This is a genomic window from Nostoc sp. 106C, assembly GCF_002154725.1.
Classification (GTDB): domain Bacteria; phylum Cyanobacteriota; class Cyanobacteriia; order Cyanobacteriales; family Nostocaceae; genus Aulosira.
In genome coordinates this window covers 17,562-35,460 of record NZ_MTAW01000226.1, presented here as the reverse complement: position 1 = coordinate 35,460, position 17,899 = coordinate 17,562, and the positions used below count along the sequence as shown (strand labels likewise).

17 protein-coding genes are annotated in these 17,899 nt (G+C 39.3%); 8 read left to right on the top strand and 9 right to left on the bottom strand.

Going from position 1 to position 17,899, the window contains the following annotated elements:
• The first annotated feature begins 54 nt into the window (after nt 1-54).
• Nucleotides 55-1,374 (top strand): CO2 hydration protein, encoded by a 1,320-nt coding sequence (locus BV375_RS33295; RefSeq protein ID WP_086768540.1) that lies wholly within the window; start codon nt 55-57, stop codon nt 1,372-1,374.
• Between the two features lie 56 nt (nt 1,375-1,430).
• Here the strand turns inward: BV375_RS33295 and BV375_RS33290 are convergent, their stop codons facing one another.
• From BV375_RS33290 to BV375_RS33270, 5 genes are all read right to left on the bottom strand, one after another.
• Nucleotides 1,431-2,618 carry an AbrB family transcriptional regulator gene (locus BV375_RS33290; protein WP_086768538.1) on the bottom strand — a complete coding sequence of 396 codons (1,188 nt, stop codon included), beginning with the start codon at nt 2,616-2,618 and terminating at the stop codon, nt 1,431-1,433.
• 275 nt (nt 2,619-2,893) lie between these two features.
• Nucleotides 2,894-3,232, bottom strand: a complete 339-nt coding sequence (locus BV375_RS33285) for a hypothetical protein (protein ID WP_086768536.1) — start codon at nt 3,230-3,232, stop codon at nt 2,894-2,896.
• 122 nt (nt 3,233-3,354) lie between these two features.
• On the bottom strand, nt 3,355-3,741 hold the full coding sequence (locus tag BV375_RS33280; protein ID WP_086768534.1) for a nuclear transport factor 2 family protein: 387 nt from the start codon (nt 3,739-3,741) through the stop codon (nt 3,355-3,357).
• A gap of 272 nt (nt 3,742-4,013) precedes the next feature.
• The gene (gene fdhD / locus BV375_RS33275) at nt 4,014-4,853 is read right to left on the bottom strand and encodes a formate dehydrogenase accessory sulfurtransferase FdhD (RefSeq protein WP_086768532.1); all 840 of its coding nucleotides are present in this window, start codon (nt 4,851-4,853) and stop codon (nt 4,014-4,016) included.
• 39 nt (nt 4,854-4,892) lie between these two features.
• Nucleotides 4,893-7,115, bottom strand: a complete 2,223-nt coding sequence (locus BV375_RS33270) for an FdhF/YdeP family oxidoreductase (RefSeq protein ID WP_086768530.1) — start codon at nt 7,113-7,115, stop codon at nt 4,893-4,895.
• A gap of 302 nt (nt 7,116-7,417) precedes the next feature.
• On the opposite strand from BV375_RS33270, the gene BV375_RS36370 reads away from it, so the two are divergent.
• Entirely contained in the window at nt 7,418-7,675 is a 258-nt protein-coding gene (locus BV375_RS36370; protein ID WP_143842286.1) for a hypothetical protein, read from the top strand.
• A 431-nt stretch (nt 7,676-8,106) separates the two neighbouring features.
• On the opposite strand, the gene BV375_RS33265 is transcribed toward BV375_RS36370, so the two are convergent.
• The 4 genes from BV375_RS33265 to gatA all read right to left on the bottom strand — a co-directional run bounded on the left by BV375_RS33265 (nt 8,107) and on the right by gatA (nt 12,766).
• Entirely contained in the window at nt 8,107-8,253 is a 147-nt protein-coding gene (locus BV375_RS33265) for a PEP-CTERM sorting domain-containing protein (protein WP_086768528.1), read from the bottom strand.
• 225 nt (nt 8,254-8,478) lie between these two features.
• A complete protein-coding gene (locus BV375_RS33260) occupies nt 8,479-9,561 on the bottom strand; it encodes a helix-turn-helix domain-containing protein (RefSeq protein ID WP_086768526.1) in 1,083 nt (360 codons plus the stop codon).
• A gap of 385 nt (nt 9,562-9,946) precedes the next feature.
• Nucleotides 9,947-10,837, bottom strand: a complete 891-nt coding sequence (locus BV375_RS33255) for an alpha/beta fold hydrolase (RefSeq protein WP_086768524.1) — start codon at nt 10,835-10,837, stop codon at nt 9,947-9,949.
• Nucleotides 10,838-11,305: 468 nt separating this feature from the next.
• Nucleotides 11,306-12,766 (bottom strand): Asp-tRNA(Asn)/Glu-tRNA(Gln) amidotransferase subunit GatA, encoded by a 1,461-nt coding sequence (gene gatA / locus BV375_RS33250; protein ID WP_086768521.1) that lies wholly within the window; start codon nt 12,764-12,766, stop codon nt 11,306-11,308.
• A gap of 297 nt (nt 12,767-13,063) precedes the next feature.
• Here gatA and BV375_RS33245 point away from each other — a divergent pair, with 297 nt between their 5' ends.
• From BV375_RS33245 to BV375_RS33220, 6 genes are all read left to right on the top strand, one after another.
• Nucleotides 13,064-14,410: an OB-fold nucleic acid binding domain-containing protein gene (locus tag BV375_RS33245; protein WP_086768518.1), complete on the top strand. Its 1,347-nt coding sequence runs from the start codon at nt 13,064-13,066 to the stop codon at nt 14,408-14,410.
• Between the two features lie 240 nt (nt 14,411-14,650).
• Entirely contained in the window at nt 14,651-15,190 is a 540-nt protein-coding gene (locus BV375_RS33240; protein ID WP_086768516.1) for a hypothetical protein, read from the top strand.
• Between the two features lie 474 nt (nt 15,191-15,664).
• Nucleotides 15,665-16,081, top strand: a complete 417-nt coding sequence (locus tag BV375_RS33235; RefSeq protein WP_243714132.1) for a hypothetical protein — start codon at nt 15,665-15,667, stop codon at nt 16,079-16,081.
• 288 nt (nt 16,082-16,369) lie between these two features.
• Nucleotides 16,370-16,720 (top strand): DUF6464 family protein, encoded by a 351-nt coding sequence (locus BV375_RS33230; RefSeq protein WP_086768511.1) that lies wholly within the window; start codon nt 16,370-16,372, stop codon nt 16,718-16,720.
• A gap of 260 nt (nt 16,721-16,980) precedes the next feature.
• Entirely contained in the window at nt 16,981-17,418 is a 438-nt protein-coding gene (locus tag BV375_RS33225) for an NADAR family protein (protein WP_086768508.1), read from the top strand.
• 150 nt (nt 17,419-17,568) lie between these two features.
• A complete protein-coding gene (locus BV375_RS33220; RefSeq protein ID WP_086768506.1) occupies nt 17,569-17,895 on the top strand; it encodes a hypothetical protein in 327 nt (108 codons plus the stop codon).
• Nucleotides 17,896-17,899 lie beyond the last annotated feature (4 nt).

The window sequence follows — 17,899 nt, the reverse complement described above, 5'->3', positions numbered from 1 at the left end:
GGTTTTAGCCTTGCTAAACACCTACAAGACAAATGACTCAAAAAGGATTTAAATATGACAGCAACTTTTGATAAAGCAACTAAATTACCTCCTTCCCGCCATGAGTTTGCCGAAGTAATTCATCGCTTAGAATCTGGCGGTTCAATGTTGCCCGATACGCCAGAAAATTTGATGCAAATTATTGGCTTGTATAAAGCTTATGCAGTGCCGATGGATTTTTACTGGCGTGATTTACTTTATATAGCTGAACGCGAATTTTTAAACCCCTTTCCCTTCTTTAAATACTTCTTACCAAAAGAGTATTTAGACCGCCATAATCATTATGCTGGTGATGATGCCGATTTGCGAATTTGGCGCGGACAAGCTACAGCCCATCCTGAGTTATTAGCATTTATCGAAAAAGGTGAAACTGGCAAAATACCCAAATTATTTCATCATTTATTCCACGATCGCATTAACATGGAGTTTGCTGAAGCTTGTATGCGCGCTATGCTTTGGCATCGGCAGATGTATGCACCAGTAAACCAGTTTGATGCTTACCTAGATTCAGAAGAATATAAAGCTAACGCCGATAGGGCAATTAAAGCTTACTTCAAAGGTAATCCAGTGATGTTGACACTGCACAAGCTGTTTCCCGATTTGTTCATAGAACAGTGTCGCCAGATGTCTTACTACTCTAATTTAGGGTTATTCTGGGAAGTCATGGCCCCCGTGTTCTTTGAAATGTCAGATATCTACGACGAAGGCGGGTTTAAAGGTGTCCCCGACGCGATGAATTTTTTGGTAAATGGCATTTTTGCGATCGCAGGTCGTCCGATTTACCATCATGTATATATAGATGGGGAATGTTACGAAATCATTCCCAAATCCAAGGGTTTCACTTGGCTATACGAAGCCGCCTTACCTTATGTAGAAGCTGTTTTCTACCGCACCGCACCTTTTAGGGGAACAAAATCTTATAATGCTCAAGCAGGTCAAGTACCTGACGATCAAGAAGACTTTCACTATGGTATTCTCTACGCTGATGTCTTCCCAGTTGGTACGGCGGGTATTCCCCCCACATTGTTAATGCAAGATATGTTGCACTTCTTGCCTCAATATCTTGTGGATTATTACAAACAACATTGTCGTGGCGAAGAAGATATGTTGATTCAGTTGGGAGTGAGTTTCCAACGTTCAATGTATAATGTAACTTCGGCAGTAATTCAGGCATTAAGAACTGCACTTTTATATCCTTTAGATGATCAAAATCCCAAGCATTTACAAGCCAACCGGGATTTCTTTGAAATGCAGCTAAGTCGCTTTACTCGCGCTGATTACAATATGCGTGATGCTGCACGTTTACGTGATATTCAACGCCAGGATTACAGGTAAAAAATTCTCTGTGCCTCTGTGTCTCTGTGGTTTTTTACCACAGAGACATAAAGAAACTAAGAAAGTTCTGAAAATTTCCCATCAAGACGACGAAACAGAAATATCCAAATTGGTAGAGAACTGTTAATTGCAATCAGTCTTACTAAATGACCTGTGGTGACAACTTCAACATTATGATTCAATACTAAGGAAACTAGAATCATTTCTGCTGAACCTCCTGGCGCAGTAACTAATAGACAAGTTAACCAATCCCAAGATGTTAATTGCATAGCCAGCATAGCAGCGATCGCACCAGCAATTAAAGTCATTACTACAGACATCACAGCATAGCCTACAGTCCGTTTCCCAAAAGTAGGTTTATCTCCCCAATACTCACCGATGGTAATTCCTAATAGCATTTGACCAACTATATTAATCAGTGACGGTGGAGTAAAGTGAATATCATGAGCAAAAGGCAGCAAATTTAGCACAGGATTAAATCCTATGCCAATTAATAACGCACCAAAAAAATCGCCTGCGGGAAGCTTAAATAATATCGACAAATAAACTACAAAACTAGTTACCCCAAGTGATAACAAGAGTAATCCTAATTGTGATGGCTCGAAACTCAGGAGATTACTTTGAATAGGGATTGTTTGTGGATTCCAAGCATTACCAACTGTGGTTCTAGCGATAAAAGGAATCAGAAAAACTACAGAAGTAACGCGCAAGGCTTGAACTAATGCCACTAAGGTAACATTTCTGCCATAATCGGCGGCAATAGCTGCCATAATTCCCACACCACCGGGAACTGTAGCTAGCATTGCTGTTAACAAGTTAGTTTTGCTCAGACGGGAATAAATGTAGCCAATACCGCTACCACAAAGTAGAAGAAAAAATGTTAATAAAACAAAAATTGGAATTCCAGAAGCTACAGTAGCTAAATCACTATGGGTACTTGAGGCTCCAACTGTTAAACCTACTAATCCCATGCCAACCTTTCTGGCAGTCCGGTTAGGTTTGGGGGAATATTGATAGAAAATTCGACATCCCTGCAAAACTACAGTACCAGCAACAATCCCCCCAAATATCCAAGCAATTCCCCCAATGTGGAACCTTGCTAAACTTAAACCTAATGGCAATGCCAACAACATTTCTAAAACTAAAACCGCTAGTTGCTTGATAAATAGGTTTTGTGAAGCAACGGTAGGATTTTCAGCAGTGGATTCTTCCACAATGGGAGCAATGCTAAAGCTATGATTCATTGATAAAGCGCGTTTTTCATTAGTTTAACTTTGCCCATCAGCTAATGCGCTCGCGCAATACCCCAGCCAGCCTTTAAATTCAAATATTCTAACCAATGGTATAGGATTGGTATACACAAAGTATAGTCTTAGCATGATCAAAAGTAGTTACTAAATACTTTTTGTAGTTAATCTTACAGTAAAGACACAACATGAGTTGTGCCCTTACGTACAGACTGTATTTTTTCCAGAGTCTAGTTTTCTACTGTTTCAGCTATCTTGGCATCTGTATTTCATTAGTCTTCATCAAGAGCCGGGAAAGCTTCTTCTAACTGCCACAACTCATCTTTATATTGCATAAACCAAATACGAGTTGCTGGAGTCAATTGGCTCCAAATGATTTCAACAGGAATATGAGGAGATGCATATCGATACTGCTCACCAAGTAATTTGAGATTTTCTACCACATCAAGGGGAATACCGAACTCTCGCCAGTCAACGTTTACATGTCTGCCAGAAAGTCCTGCTGCGGGGTCGAAAATTAATTGTGCTGCTCTAACTAAATCAGCAAAGTGATTTGCTTTCAATCCGATTATTTGCTGAATTTGGGGTGATTCATTATGCTGTTGAGACATTGTCGCTGGAGTGGTGAAGATTAGTCGTTGGTTGAACTTACTGCCAGAGATTTTGCTCCCAATGCCTCTAGTCTAGCGCACAGCCGCTAAGGTGGATAGTTTGACCTGTAAAAATGGTAATTTTAAGCGCGCAGTTGAGCCACCATTGCTGCTGGATTCCAGTAAGCGCGAATAGTTTGAATTTTATCTGCTTCGTTAATCTCAAAAATCGTAATACCTTCAAAGGTTACTGATTTACCAGTTTTGCTCAACCCTCGCATTGTCCACTTAACTGCTGCTTCGTTACCAGCTACAAAAATATGCTCGGTTGTTGGTTCTAGTTTCTCAAATACTGCTTGCAATTGCCCAATAAATTGACGAAATCCCTCATGTACTTTTGCAGGTGGTTCACCAACAGGATCGTAACTTAATGCATCTTCAGCAAAGTTTTCTACCCAGCCTTCAGGATTCATAGTGGAAATATTGGCAAAGTAAGCAGCTACGACTTTTTCAATAGTTGCAGTTGTCATAGCATTAGTTCCCTTAATTACTGAAAGTTTAATTTGTCACTTATCATTTATTAGAAAAAACTATAGGAACATAGTTTAATTTTTAAAAAATCTAAGTATCTTTAGGGAGCATCTTTATTGATAACTGCTTTATTGGATGGATATCAACTAGGTATCTATTTTATAGAAGATGGTTTGGTAAAAACTGATGATTTATAGTTGAGTTTCAATTTTATATTCATGATTAAATCTACCATAAGTAAGATTAGCAAATTGGCTCATACTCACGATATTTAAATAGCATTTATCCTTTCCCAACCAGTATAGACATTGAAACGTTCTCCCCGCAGAAAGCCAATTAAAGTAATTCCGAATTCTTTAGCAACAGAAACAGCTAAACTGCTAGGAGCAGAAATAGAACAAACAATAGGTATCCCAGCAGCAGTAGATTTTTGTAAAATCTCAAAGCTAGAGCGTCCACTAACCATGAGAATATGATTATTTAAAGGTAAATCGTCACTAAGCAAAGCTGAACCAATCAATTTATCTAAAGCATTATGACGGCCAATATCTTCTTGCAAATTTAGCATTTGCCCTTGAGAATTGAACACAGCCGCAGCGTGCAAGCCTCCTGTAGCAGTAAAGATACATTGAGCAGATCTAAGCTGTTCTGGTAGGCTGTAAATAATTTCTGGTGTAACCACAGGGCCTAAGGGAATTATTGGACAACCCCGCAAACGCAAAGCTTCAAGGCTACCTTTACCGCACACACCACAAGCACTATTAGTATAAAAGTGTCGCTCCAACGGTTGTAAATCTGGAATCAAACCTTCTCGGAGTTCTATATTTACTATGTTGTAACGCTGCTCACCATCTACAGATTCATCGACGCAATAACTCATGCGTTGAATATCTTTTTTAGAGTTAATGACTCCTTCGCCGTATAAGAAACCAGCGGTTAATTCAAAATCGGCCCCTGGTGTTCGCATGGTAACAGCTATGGTGCGATTCTGAGAAACTAGCCGAATTTCCAAAGGTTCTTCAGTTGTGAGATGATCGATGCGGGTACGCATTTTACTATTTTCTACCACCCAGACAGTAGCTTTTGTCTTGCTTCTCAAAGGCTTAGTCATTAGTGAGTAAGTTTTAGTGTAACCTGGATGAAGCTGAATTCAGATTTTTTCCAAACGTGCGATCGCATTATAATCGGGTACTCCTTCTACAGAACGCTTACTTTTATCTAGAAGTATGTTTCCTTCTGGCCAATGTACTTGTAAGTTTCCCGGTTGAATCGGCGCTAAATAAACTTGTCCTTGTAACTGTCCTAAATCATTTTTTAGAATTACGCGATCGCCATCTTTTAAACCTAATTTTGCCGCATCGGAGGCATTCATTAATACTGCTTCTCGTACTGCCCCAGTAATCGCATCTTTGCGTTCTTGTACCATACTATTAAACTGCTTGCCCCGACGCGTTGCTACAAAGAAACAACCTGCTGGTAATTGTTTTTGAGGTGGAGATAAAGGTGTAAAATGTGCTTTGCCATTGGGTGTAGAAAAGCTCCAGCCAAAACACAGATGGGAACCACCATACTGAAATTGATCTCCCTGTTGCTGTAAGTGTTGGATTCCAGCGTATTGGGGAACAACTTGGGCAATTTCCTGGCGCATTATAGCTGTATTCTCAAAACCCAGCTTGTCTTTTAAATCTGGCCTTACCCGTTTTGCCAATTCCATAAATACTTGCCATTCTGGACGCGCTTCTCCAACGCGCGGCCCTGGAATTTCGGGGTTGAAAATTACTCGCCGTTCGGTGCTAGTTTCTGTTACTCCTCCTGGGATTTCGTAGCGAGTTGTAGCAGGTAAAAGCACTACTGTATCCGCAGGTTCCACTAACATTTGGCTAGAAAGCACAATATCCATATGCACCCGAAGTGGTATCCGCTGCAACGCACCTTCTACATAATCTGGTTCTGGCAATACTTCTAGGAAATTACCCCCTACAGAAAACAACACATCTAACTGTCCTTGATGCGCTGCATTAATCATTTCTGGAGCAATTAAACCTTGAGTTGCAGGTACTTCAAAACCCCATATCTGACTCAATTGAGCAGCATTTTCTGAAGTGATGGGTTTACCACCAGGAAAAACTGTAGCGTAACATCCCATTTCTGCGCCACCCTGTACTCCAGAGTGACCGCGAATTGGCATTAAACCGCAGCCTTCCCGACCGACAAAACCTTTAGTGAGTGCTAGGTTAATGATGCTTCGGACATTATCTTCGCCGCATTCATGCTGGGTGATTCCCATACTCCAGACAAATACAGCTTTGTTGGCTTTACCAACCATTTTGGCAAAGGCATACATTTCATCGCGAGTGCTTCCAGAAAGCCGTTCTAATTCTTCCCAAGATTGGCTGGCCAGCAATGCCTTGAGTTCTTCAAAACCGCTTGTATAACTGTCAATAAACGATTGGTCTATCCAGTCGTTAGCAATCATGTGCTTAATTGTGCCATTCAAAAATGCCATGTCTCCGCCCAAGCTGACCAGAAAGAAATCTTCAGCAAACTTAGTGCCAAATAAAGCACTTTCTACAATTGAGGGCACCCAATAGCGCTCCATTCCAGGCTCGCGGTAAGTGTTAATCACTACAATTTTTGTACTAGCTTTCTTGGCATAGTGGAGATACTTAACGGTGACAGGTTGATTGTTAGCAACATTAGAGCCAATGAAGACCAATAAATCCGTACCAATCCAGTCTTTATAGGAACAAGTAGTAGCCCCCACACCTAGAGCAGACTTAAGACCTGCTGTGCTAGGAGAATGACAGATACGGGCGGCATTATCAATATTGTTACATCCCATTGCCCGCACAGCTTTCTGGGTAGCGTAGTAGGTTTCGTTAACAGTGCCGCGACTGGTAATGTAAAAGCTCAGGCGGTTTGGTGTAGTAGCACGAATACGGCTGGCAATTACTTCTAGGGCATAATCCCAACTTACACGGCGAAAACCTTTTTCTCCTCGTTGACGAATCATTGGGTAAGGAAGCCTTCCGAGATCGCGCAACTGGGAACTTTTTTGAGCTTGCAACAGAGAAATATCCTTCAGCAGCGCTGGATCAAAAGCTGGCATAGTATTCATTTGTAATAGCCGCAGCCTTACATTGCACAGATGAATGCCATCCAGCGTCCAATCCTTCATCCCGGTGGTTCCCAAAGCGCAACCATCACAGACACCCTTATTTAAAATATTCCATGCATAAGGCAGCTGCTTACGTGACAACCACATTGCTCGAAAAACTTCCCAGTAGTTATTCGGATACTGTTCGCCAATACCAAAGGGCTTCCAACTTGCCCAATGTGAAGGTGTCCAATATTTCTTGGGTTTAGGCAACATGATGGGTATATGCAAGTGAACAACCGCCACTTCCAGGCTACCCTTTTGAGTAGCAAATGAGTAGTACGGTAATAAATTCGGATATTTGCAACTTACACAAAATCTCTTTTGGATAGGATTGACTCAAGAGCTGTGTAGTTTATGAAGATTGTTGATAAATCTAGGTTAGGTCACGTAGAAGAGCAAATGCGGGTTGGATTAAAGCCTTACATTATATGCTTTACAGCAATTTTAGCTAGATTTCAGAAATTCTTGTATTTGTAGGTGTAGTAAGTAATATCGATTTTCTAAGCTCACGACTTATGAATCGCTTTACATCTTTTATTCTTGCAGGCTCAATAGCATCTATAGCAACTTTGGCGATCGCTCAAACTACTGACGCGACTACATGCGCACTCTACCGTAATTGCTACTATCAGACTTCTCGTACCTATAAACCTCAGATTAAGAATGATGTAAACAAGAATCTCTACAAAAGTGGTATTTTGAGCATGTTCATTATTCTTGTGACAACGAGAATAGCAAAAACCGCGTTAGAGTCTTGGCTGACTAAAGCTTAAAACTGTCTCAACTGCTAACTTACATTGATATTTAGTGATTCTTGGACTTATTTTGCAAGATACCGATTAATTAAAATTAGGTTAAAAATCAAACCTATATCCTGGAAAGTAGAGATTTTTTCCCTACATTGTGAAATAGATTTCATAAAGTCTTTTACAACAATCAATTTTCTAGCAAAAAAACCATAGATTCACACAAGAGGTACACAGTTACTCATTAGTGTACATTGGTGTTTATCTATGGTTCCAAATTATTAATCATGATTTTTGCAAAATATCTATTGTGTTTTGCCCCTACTTAAATATTTATTGCATTACACTTTATAGTTTTTACAAAAAAAGTAATAACTAATAGGATAATTAAAAACAACTAGACTTAATTAAAGATAAATTCAAAATTATAGAATTCCGAATCTTGAATTTACCTTTAATTAAACTGTCACCTTTTCAGGTTTGCCATTTTTACTCTTCTTCCAGGTTAACAGTCCACCCATTCCTAAAGTCATAAGACCAAGAATTGTGCCTGGTTCTGGTACTGATTGCCTTAAGTTGTATAGCAGTAGAAGTTTAAAGTCCAATACGGTTCAGTTAAGGTGATAAGAGTTCTCATCTATCGAACAAAACCAAGATTTGAGGGAGAATCCCCCAAGCCCCCTCCAAAATAATTGTTCGGTTTTTTGTTTAGTAATTATTTGTGAGCTTTGTTGTCAATGAATTTTCTTAACTGAACTGTATTGGTTTAAAATCCTAGCAACCATCAGAGTAAAATGCGATGCCTACGCTAAGTCAAAAATATACCTTAACTAAAGTGCTTCTGGTGGGGAAATATCAGGCCCGACTATGACAGTAGTATTACTAGACTTGATTCCTGGCTTAGCATTTGCTTCAGTTTTCTGTTTTGACTGGGATAGGGATGAAGAGGGTTGATTATCAACATTCACATGCAGCGTTTTGTCAGAGTTGGCTTGTTGTGATACCAAAGATAATCCTCCTACGGCTCCAGCAACCAGCGCTGTATAACCAACATACAAATGCATCGGGCGGATTTCAAGCCCCGATCCCCCAGACGCTTTTTTCGCTTGACACCAAGAAGGCAAAACTGATTTGGCTGTCTCAAGTTTAGGTAAAGAAGCTGCTAAGGCTGTACCATTTAGCCCTAAAGCATTGCCTGTAATGCGAATAAAGCCACGAATAAATACATCTTCTGGTAATAATTCTAAATTCCCATTTTCTAAAGCTTCCATATGATGGAGTGGAATGTGAGTATATGCTTGCAGTTCCATCAAAGACAATCTTCTAGACTCACGAGCTTCCCTAAGTTGTTGGCTAATTTGACGCAAACTTACTGCATACTCTTCCGCTACAGTAAGCTTATTTTGTTCAGCATTAGAAGTTTGTTTATTCAGATTAAACCGCTTCATCCATGCTGCTGCTGGAAATTTAGATTCTCGGGTTTTTGCTAAATCTACAGGTATGCTTGTTTGTGAAGGTAAATTACCTACTTTACTATTTGCAATCGATTCTTGTGCTAGTGATTTGGTACTTATTAAACGCTGTGTCGAATGTTTTGATTCTTCTTGTTCAACACTCGCAGAAACACTAGTTACATCTGTTTGCGAACTACTATCTGTGACTTGCTGACCATGTGTTGCAAATTGCTGAAATGCTAAACCAATTGCTTCTCTACTGACAGCTTTAAATAAAAGTTTGGCTTGCTCGGCTGACGATCCTAGCAACTGCTGTAAGCTAGCTAAAGCGCGGCGATAAACCTTACTACGATGCAATTCGGCTTCAATTTCGCCAAGTAGCGATCGCAATTCATCTTGAGAAATTTCAATAGGAGTATTTCCAGGAATTGTTATTAAATATACAGGAGTCATAGCCATAATTTTAAGTCTCTTCCAGTACTGGAGTAGATAGTAGTTCCACCTGTATAATTCCTTCAACTATTGGCTCACTTATCCGGATTGTTGTGTATTAATTTTTTACGCTATTAGGGTTAAATTTTACAAAATAAAGATATTTTTTGATTGCATTAAATATTACCATAATAGCTACTATAGCCTGCGTAGATCTGTTATGTATATATGGATGCAATACAAACTGGTGCGCTCACGAAAGTTTCTTAAACAAGATAATATTAAAGTAGAGCCGCAATAAACCTACTATAAGAAATACTTTAAAAGTCGAGAAGAGAATTTACTATAGACGCTTGAATAATAGCTTTCTTAAGGTAATTTGAATTTGGCATAATTTCTACTAGCCTTTTAATTACCTGGGAACATAAACTTGTTGAACAAAATCATCTATCCATTGCATATATTCCACACCAGCTACATCTGCTACGTCATTGTGTCCTGCGTTAGGAACCAAAATCAGCTTTTTAGTTTCAGGTGCATTGGCATACAGTTTTTGGCTCATCAAAAACGGCACACTTGAATCGGCGGTGCCGTGAATAAATAAAACTGGCATTTTTAACTTTGGTAATTTTTTAATTGATTCAAAACGCTGTGTCAGAATTAAATTGACGGGGAACATCCAAAACAAGTTCCTGTAGGCTACTACCTCGCGAATGGAGGTGAAAGAACTTTCCACAATTAATCCAGCAGCATTCGGATGTTTGACTGCCAGATCAATGGCTATTGCACCTCCCAAAGAATGCCCGTAAATAAAGATCTGCCCTGGTGGAATCTGTAGTTGCTGTACTAGGTAATTCCAAGCTGTGGCTGCATCTTGATAAACTCTCCTTTCATTAGGAAAAGTACCTTCACTGCGGCCATAACCTCGATAGTCAATAAGCAATACAGAAAAGCCTAGTTGATAAAACCGATAGGCATGAGCAATATTTGCACCAATATTGATACCGTTACCGTGTAGATACAGTAATACTTTGGCATTCGAGTGCTTAGCTTTGAGCCACCAACCGTGGATGTGTTCCACTCTACGCGATCGCATCGGTACTGGTAACCAAACTTCTTCATAAGCAACATTAAACAGCTCTGGTGTCTCTTGAATGACATTAGAAGGAAAAAAGATGAACCGTGGTTGCTGAATAAAAAGCAACAGACAAAATCCACAATAGGCGATCGCCGCAATAATACCTAAACAAAGTAGCACCTTTAATAATAAATCTAATGGTAGTTGCAGCTCGTCTCTTCTCATATAGATAATTAAGTAAAATTACTAATACTCATAAACACGAAATTTTTCCTAACTGGTGCTTAGAAATTGTCCAGCTAGGATAAACCCGAACAGAAAATTTTAATGAGTTGGAATTCTCAGTAAGATTATATACAAAAATTTACAAAAATACACTATAGAAGATAGTAAGTTTTCAAACAAGACTGAGAATAAATAACTTAGGAGAAATTTAGGCAGGTGCCATAGTGGGTTACGGCATCACAGATGAAAACATCGTAGCGCTGTGTCTATTGCAATTAAATAAATATCCAGATGTCTGTCTTACCAAAAGTCTTTCTATATTCTGTTTTTAGATAATTTATTTTTTAGTATTTCTTGTTTTCTAGCGGTGAGAGATCAGAATTCCCGAATTTTTGAAAAATCGGGAATCTCGTAGCTCGTCATAATTAATGTAGTTGAGTACTATTGCTTCATAAAAAGCCTCTATTTTTAAGAAAGTTGTGGTTGACGAATATGCCAGGTACTTGATTGCTCATAGGCGTGAGCTACCTGAAACAGTTGATCTTCTCGCAGCACTCTGCCAATTAGCTGTAATCCAATAGGTAGCCCTTGCTCATCGAATCCGCACGGTACACTTAGGCCTGGTAAACCCGCAAGGTTAACAGGAATAGTCATCAAGTCAGTTAAGTACATACTCAAAGGATCTGTAGTTTTTTCTCCTGCTTTAAATGCTGTAGTGGGAGCAGTAGGACAAACTAACACATCAACTTGTTCAAATGCTCTTTCAAAGTCTTGCTTAATCAGAGTGCGGACTTTTTGAGCTTTAAGATAGTAAGCATCGTAATAGCCAGCAGAAAGGGCATAAGTGCCAATCATAATCCGCCGTTTTACTTCTGTACCAAAACCAGACGCGCGGGTACGAGTGTACATCGACAGCAGATTCTCTGCATCAGGAGCACGCAAACCATACTTGACACCATCATAGCGAGCTAAGTTGGCGGAAGCTTCCGATGGGGCAATGATGTAGTAGCTAGGTAAGCCATAGCGGAAGCGGGGACAGGAAACCACGTGAATTTCTGCTCCCAAATGTTGTAATTGATCGATCGCTTTGGTAACTGCTTGTTCTACCACCGAGTCTAAGCCTTCACCAAAAGTTTCTTTGATGATACCTATTCTCAACTTTCTTCTTGCTTTCAAGTCTGGTTTTAAGCTAGCCGCATAATCAGGAATTTCTACTTTCAGGCTAGTTGAATCTTTGGGATCGTAACCTGCGATCGCATTTAATAATATTGCCGCATCTTCTACTGTGCGGCCAAATGGCCCGATTTGATCCAAAGATGAAGCATAAGCCACCAAACCGTAACGAGAAACTAATCCGTAAGTCGGTTTTAGCCCTACTACACCGCAAAAAGAAGCAGGTTGGCGAATTGAGCCGCCAGTATCAGAACCAAGGGCAACAACACATTCTTCTGCCGCCACAGCCGCTGCTGAACCACCCGAAGAACCACCAGGAATTCGCGACAAATCCCAAGGATTAGCCGTCACTTGGTAGGCAGAGTTTTCTGTGGAACTGCCCATTGCAAACTCATCCAAGTTTGTTTTTCCTACCATGACAGCGCCAGCATCTGCTAATTTTTGCGTTACCGTTGATTCATAAGGCGGCACAAAATTTTCTAAAATCCGGGAGGCGCAAGTGGTGGTTATCCCTTTGGTACAGAGATTATCTTTGATACCAATAGGAATTCCTGCTAGCAGTCCAATTTCTTCACCAGCAGCGATTTTTGCATCCACTGCACGAGCCTGCTCCAACGCCTGCTGTGCAGTTACACACAAGAAACTGTGCAATTTCGGCTCTAACGCTTGAATGCGGTCTAAAGCTTCTTGGGTAATTTCAACGGCAGAACGTTCTTTTTTAATTAGTTGTTCGTGCAACTCGCGGATGGATGCCATGATTGCTCCCTTTGTGACTCAAGTCCTTGATTTTAGTACATTATGATTGGGCATGGGTCATTGGGAATTGGGTATGGGGGAGGCAGTGCGGTCTTGGGGTTTCTCCAAGTGGAGCAACTGCCATCATTGGTTATTTCCCCTAGTTCCCAGTACCTAAATTTTGCCTATTTTCGTGTAAGAGTATAGCAGTGTTCGCCCTGGAATAGATTTTGTAGTATGGGCATTGGCTAGTCTAAAATCTTGATAACTTTACAAATTAAAGAATTTTATAGATTTACTTAAGGAATTAATAAAAATATGGTCAAAATAGTTACACGTAAATCTTTGGGCGAACAAAATGTTTATGACATAGGAGTTAAGCGGGACCATAATTTTGCCATCAAAAATGGTTTGATAGCTTCCAATTGTTTCAATAAATCTCATTCAACTGCCTATGGTTATGTAACTTATCAAACAGCATATTTAAAAGCTAATTATCCGTTGGAATATATGGCGGCACTGTTAACGGCTAACAGTGGTGATACCGACAAGGTGCAAAAATATATTGCCACCTGTATGAGTATGAATATTCAAATCGAGCCGCCAGATATTAATCGCTCTGGTGTAGATTTTACGCCAGCAGCAGGAAAAATATTGTTTGGATTTTCGGCAGTTCGGAATGTGGGGCAGAATGCGATCGCCTCTATTTTAGAAGCCAGAAACGAAGGTGGAGAGTTTAAATCTCTGGGGGATTTTTGCGATCGCGTGGATCTGCGTGCTGTTAACCGCCGGACTTTGGAGTCGCTAATTTCTTGCGGCGCTTTTGACAAAATTCAATCTAACCGTCATCAGCTGACCCAAGATCTACCACTGGTTTATGACTGGGCACAATCCCGTGCCAAAGATCGAGCCAGCGGTCAGGGAAGTATCTTTGATTTATTAGGAGGATTTTCTTCTAATAATAAAACTGCCAATAATGCGTTTGAAATTGCGCCAAAAGCCCAAGCTGTTGACGATTTTCCGCCACAAAAAAAATTACAGATGGAAAAAGAACTTTTGGGTTTTTATGTATCAGACCATCCCCTCAAATCTCTTAAACAATCATCTCTAGTTTTGGCTCCAATTAACCTATCGCAGCTTGGTGAACAAAGGGAAGATACACTGCTTTGTGCAGTTGTTATGCTCAATAATGTAAAAAAAGTGATCACCAAAAAAGGCGATCCAATGGCAATTTTGCAAATCGAAGATTTAACTACTCAATCAGAAGCAGTAGTTTTTCCCAAAACCTACGAACGTATTAGTTCTCTGCTCGTAGTTGATGCCAGATTGATTATCTGGGGAAAAGTAGACCGAAGAGACGAACAAACTCAATTTATTGTTGAAGATGCTGAAGTAGTTGATACTGTAAAACTGGTAATGGTGGAATTGTCTCCCCTACAAGCAGACAATATTGAAGAACGCGATCGCTTAAGAACTATTTTGAAAGAACAATCAGGAGACAAAGATAAGGCAAAAATACCTGTGATTGGCATAGTACAAGCTGGAAATTCTCGTCAACTTGTCCGTTTTGGTAGACAATTTTGGGTACAAGATTCTCTTAGCGCTGTTATAGCTCTTCAAAATGCTAGATTCCCAGCTCATATCAAACCGCTTACTGGTAGTTGAAGCTAGTAAATCACAATTTAACTAGGTTTTATAAAAGACTACCTGTATAGGGTCATTACTGAGAATTTTTGAATTAGATTGACATAAGATTTACTACTCCGTCAACAGTATATAGCCGGAGACAAAAGGCTGTTTAGTCGGTTTTTTGGTTACTTATGCGGATGATAACTTCCTTTAATACATGGTATCTTTTGATGCCATGCCATTTAGGCAGTAGCCAGGGGAAGGAGCTAAGTCTTGATGATCGTGAATGATCTAACTAAATTTGTCTCATATTGTAAAAGAATTCAACCCCAAACGCAGGAAGATATCAAAAAATTTTTTGAAGGGGTGATTTTTTTTCCATATGACAAAGAACTTCTATTACAAGCTTATTTATTTCTAAATCTCAACAAATTTTTTCCTTCCTGCTCTGAATTGTTGTTATTTGAAAAATCACCCATTGCAGATTATACCGATTTAGGAAAATGTGATTTTGTTTACCTTACAAATCAAGGTAATCTGTTTTTAATTGAAACTAAATTTATTGATACAGAAGCAACAGGAGCGACAGAAAGAAAAAGAAGGAATAAGCATAGGAATAAAGTTTTTGAGCAGGTTATTACTTTAAAAAGCCGATTTAGTGAATATTGGCATATCAAACCTGAGCAATTGGAATGTGGTGTTTTTACCACAGATCCAGAAGTTGATTGGAGAGGTAATGGTGTGAATGTAATAACTAAATCAGTAACTATAGAGTATCTTGAAGAATGGCGGAAAAATTATCAAATGAATAACTAAATTTTTAATTGTTTGCATTGGAGAATACTACCAGCAGATTTGAAAAGTTTAGTTTACAAGAATTATAGCTTCACAATCTCCTAGCCATATAGCCATCCTAGTCACACTGAGAACTAAGAGTTAATTCGGCGACCTTGTTTGTTTTTATTATTCATAGGCTTTATTCCTTTTGATATTCACAGACTATTCTCCGAAATATAAATCTCTACACACTCATGGTTTTGGAAATAATCTATGTCAGTTTATGTAGGTAATCTTGCTAACGAAGTTACAGAAGAGAGTTTGAGCGCTATGTTTGTAGAATCAGGCAGGAATACTTGAGCCTTTTTAATACAAAATATTATTCTTTTGCAAGATAAATTTTTTAGCAAGGACGGGTTTTCAAGGCGCAAATCTCAGATACAAATTTTATAGTACAAAAATACTATTTAACTGTTAAAATGCCTAAAAAGCCAAATTAGTTTTGTTAGAGGAATGATGAGAGAAATTAAAGACAGCGACAAAAAACCTGTCGCTATTCCTATTTCACCGTTACAGGTAAAAACAATAACTACTGCGATCGCGCCATTGCAATTTCCAGAGCATGATATTGGCAATGAATGGGAGCGTCTAGTAGTGCAAGTACAATGCATCAATCAAATGGCCGCACAGTTGGAAGCAATGATTTTGGAATTCAAAACGATAGCTGGCACACTGCAAAAGAAAAGTCAGCCATACAAAAGCATTTGTCAGTATTTGCCAGTTAGCGTTCCTTGGATACTACAAAAACCAGACGAGTCATTTATCCTGACGATGCGAAAAGTTGATATCTTTCAAGCAGAAAGAGAAGCAGCACAGCTAGCACAGCAACTTCGTCAGCACAGCAAAAAAAAAGAATGGCGATCGCAGTAGCACAGAAAACTGAAGAACTATAACTTTTTCCCAAGGCTGTTAATCAACAAATCTTAAAGATATGTAGGTACAACTAAACCCCAACCCGTAAACTGTAAAAGTTATGCTGATTAAAGTGGTAGTCGATCATTCTTTCCCAAAGTCGCTAATACCACACGCCATTGTAGTCTGCAAAAACTTTACTTCCAAGGCGCAAAGGCGGAACTGTCCTAATAGTTGCACTCAAGAAAATAACGATAATGCAATATCTGGGACGATTAATCAGCACATAAAAGAGGTAAGGAAAAAGTGTTAAGAACTCTTTTGGTGATCGCCATTGGTTTCTTACCATCCCTGTTCTCCCTGTGGATAATTCGCAAAACTCATTTGCGGACACGTTTAAGGATGAGACAAGCAGCCATGAACGTTACGGGAGTGCGGGTAAGGCAGGATATTAGACAAGTCGAAGGCGATGCCTGCGGCAATTCTTTTGGGGAACGCTACTATCTAGAAGGCGTAGGTTATTTAGTTGGCGACATCAGCTGCAAATTTAATGCGAGATCCGGCTATATCCGCTGTGCTGTTAATCCCAACGGTCCATGCCAGGGATGCCGTCACTACGAACCCAGGGAATTGGTTGGTAGTGAGCATAGGACTTAAAAACATCCAACCCCATGCACTTTTCTTTCATAGGAAAGACTTAAGAAAAGTTATCTAATTTAGACGACGTACTCTTAAAGAAACTTTTCAGAGAATAGTTAAATTTTGCAAACTAATTGATATTAGATAATCAAATGATGACATCAATTAATGCTTCAATATGACATTTTATGGATAATTGACAACAAAGCAATACAGTTCAGATAAGCCTGTTTTTTCTTGCAGACTTAGCATAACAAGTAAGTTAGAGCCTAAATTCTATGACCATTTATTTTTACACCGTTCGCGAACAATATGGCTGTTTCTCCAACTTTTCACCCCACGGCTTTGAGTTAGATGAATTATATTGGCCTACCAGCGAACACTATTTCCAAGCACAAAAGTTTGTCGGAACCTTGCATGTAGAACAAATCCGGTTAGTAAAAAATCCTAAGGAAGCAGCAAGAATGGGGCGTGAAAGAAGCCGTCCTCTGCGCCAAGATTGGGAACAAGTTAAGGACGACGTGATGCGCAAGGCTGTACTACGTAAATTTGAAACTCATACAGATATTAGAGAAATTCTGCTTTCTACAGGTAATGAAGAAATCATCGAAAACTCTCCTATTGATTTTTATTGGGGTTGTGGATCTGATGGAAGTGGTAAAAATATGTTGGGAATAATTTTAATGGAAGTTAGAGAAATACTTCGTTCCATCTAAAGTGCAGAGGTTGGAGTAGATCTGTAAAATAATATTGTTTCCTTCTACTGACTTTAATTTTTAAAGGACTCTTAACTCAGACTTAAAACAATTATATTTGCATAACAAACAACTAAAAATTTAGTCATCTCTCAGAGGAGTAAAGCATTTATGTCTTTCTCAAAACACAAAAAGAGATATTGCAAATGGTTTTGGGATGAATCCTTAGGAGGCGAATATGATCATTGGGGCACTAGCACTTACTTTATGGAAGTTGGGCATGATTTATATGCCGTAAGGCAAATAGAAATTTACGAAAACGGTAATATCTTGACTTATGATAGCAGCCATTTAACAGATAACTATGGCATGTTATGCGATAAGCAATTCAATGAAGAGGATCTCCGAGAATTTGCTATTACTAAGGCAGAATTTGAACAAATTTGGAATACCAAAATCCCTATGAATCGTTCAGTAGCCGAGATGAGACAACAATAGCCTA

What these genes read in the sequence shown, in the direction of transcription:
- BV375_RS33295 (WP_086768540.1), top strand. Translation starts at nt 55, where the DNA reads ATGACAGCAACTTTTGATAAAGCAACTAAATTACCTCCTTCCCGCCAT.
- BV375_RS33290 (WP_086768538.1), bottom strand. Translation starts at nt 2,618, where the DNA reads ATGAATCATAGCTTTAGCATTGCTCCCATTGTGGAAGAATCCACTGCT.
- BV375_RS33285 (WP_086768536.1), bottom strand. Translation starts at nt 3,232, where the DNA reads ATGTCTCAACAGCATAATGAATCACCCCAAATTCAGCAAATAATCGGA.
- BV375_RS33280 (WP_086768534.1), bottom strand. Translation starts at nt 3,741, where the DNA reads ATGACAACTGCAACTATTGAAAAAGTCGTAGCTGCTTACTTTGCCAAT.
- fdhD (WP_086768532.1), bottom strand. Translation starts at nt 4,853, where the DNA reads ATGACTAAGCCTTTGAGAAGCAAGACAAAAGCTACTGTCTGGGTGGTA.
- BV375_RS33270 (WP_086768530.1), bottom strand. Translation starts at nt 7,115, where the DNA reads ATGTTGCCTAAACCCAAGAAATATTGGACACCTTCACATTGGGCAAGT.
- BV375_RS36370 (WP_143842286.1), top strand. Translation starts at nt 7,418, where the DNA reads ATGAATCGCTTTACATCTTTTATTCTTGCAGGCTCAATAGCATCTATA.
- BV375_RS33260 (WP_086768526.1), bottom strand. Translation starts at nt 9,561, where the DNA reads ATGGCTATGACTCCTGTATATTTAATAACAATTCCTGGAAATACTCCT.
- BV375_RS33255 (WP_086768524.1), bottom strand. Translation starts at nt 10,837, where the DNA reads ATGAGAAGAGACGAGCTGCAACTACCATTAGATTTATTATTAAAGGTG.
- gatA (WP_086768521.1), bottom strand. Translation starts at nt 12,766, where the DNA reads ATGGCATCCATCCGCGAGTTGCACGAACAACTAATTAAAAAAGAACGT.
- BV375_RS33245 (WP_086768518.1), top strand. Translation starts at nt 13,064, where the DNA reads ATGGTCAAAATAGTTACACGTAAATCTTTGGGCGAACAAAATGTTTAT.
- BV375_RS33240 (WP_086768516.1), top strand. Translation starts at nt 14,651, where the DNA reads ATGATCGTGAATGATCTAACTAAATTTGTCTCATATTGTAAAAGAATT.
- BV375_RS33235 (WP_243714132.1), top strand. Translation starts at nt 15,665, where the DNA reads ATGATGAGAGAAATTAAAGACAGCGACAAAAAACCTGTCGCTATTCCT.
- BV375_RS33225 (WP_086768508.1), top strand. Translation starts at nt 16,981, where the DNA reads ATGACCATTTATTTTTACACCGTTCGCGAACAATATGGCTGTTTCTCC.
- BV375_RS33220 (WP_086768506.1), top strand. Translation starts at nt 17,569, where the DNA reads ATGTCTTTCTCAAAACACAAAAAGAGATATTGCAAATGGTTTTGGGAT.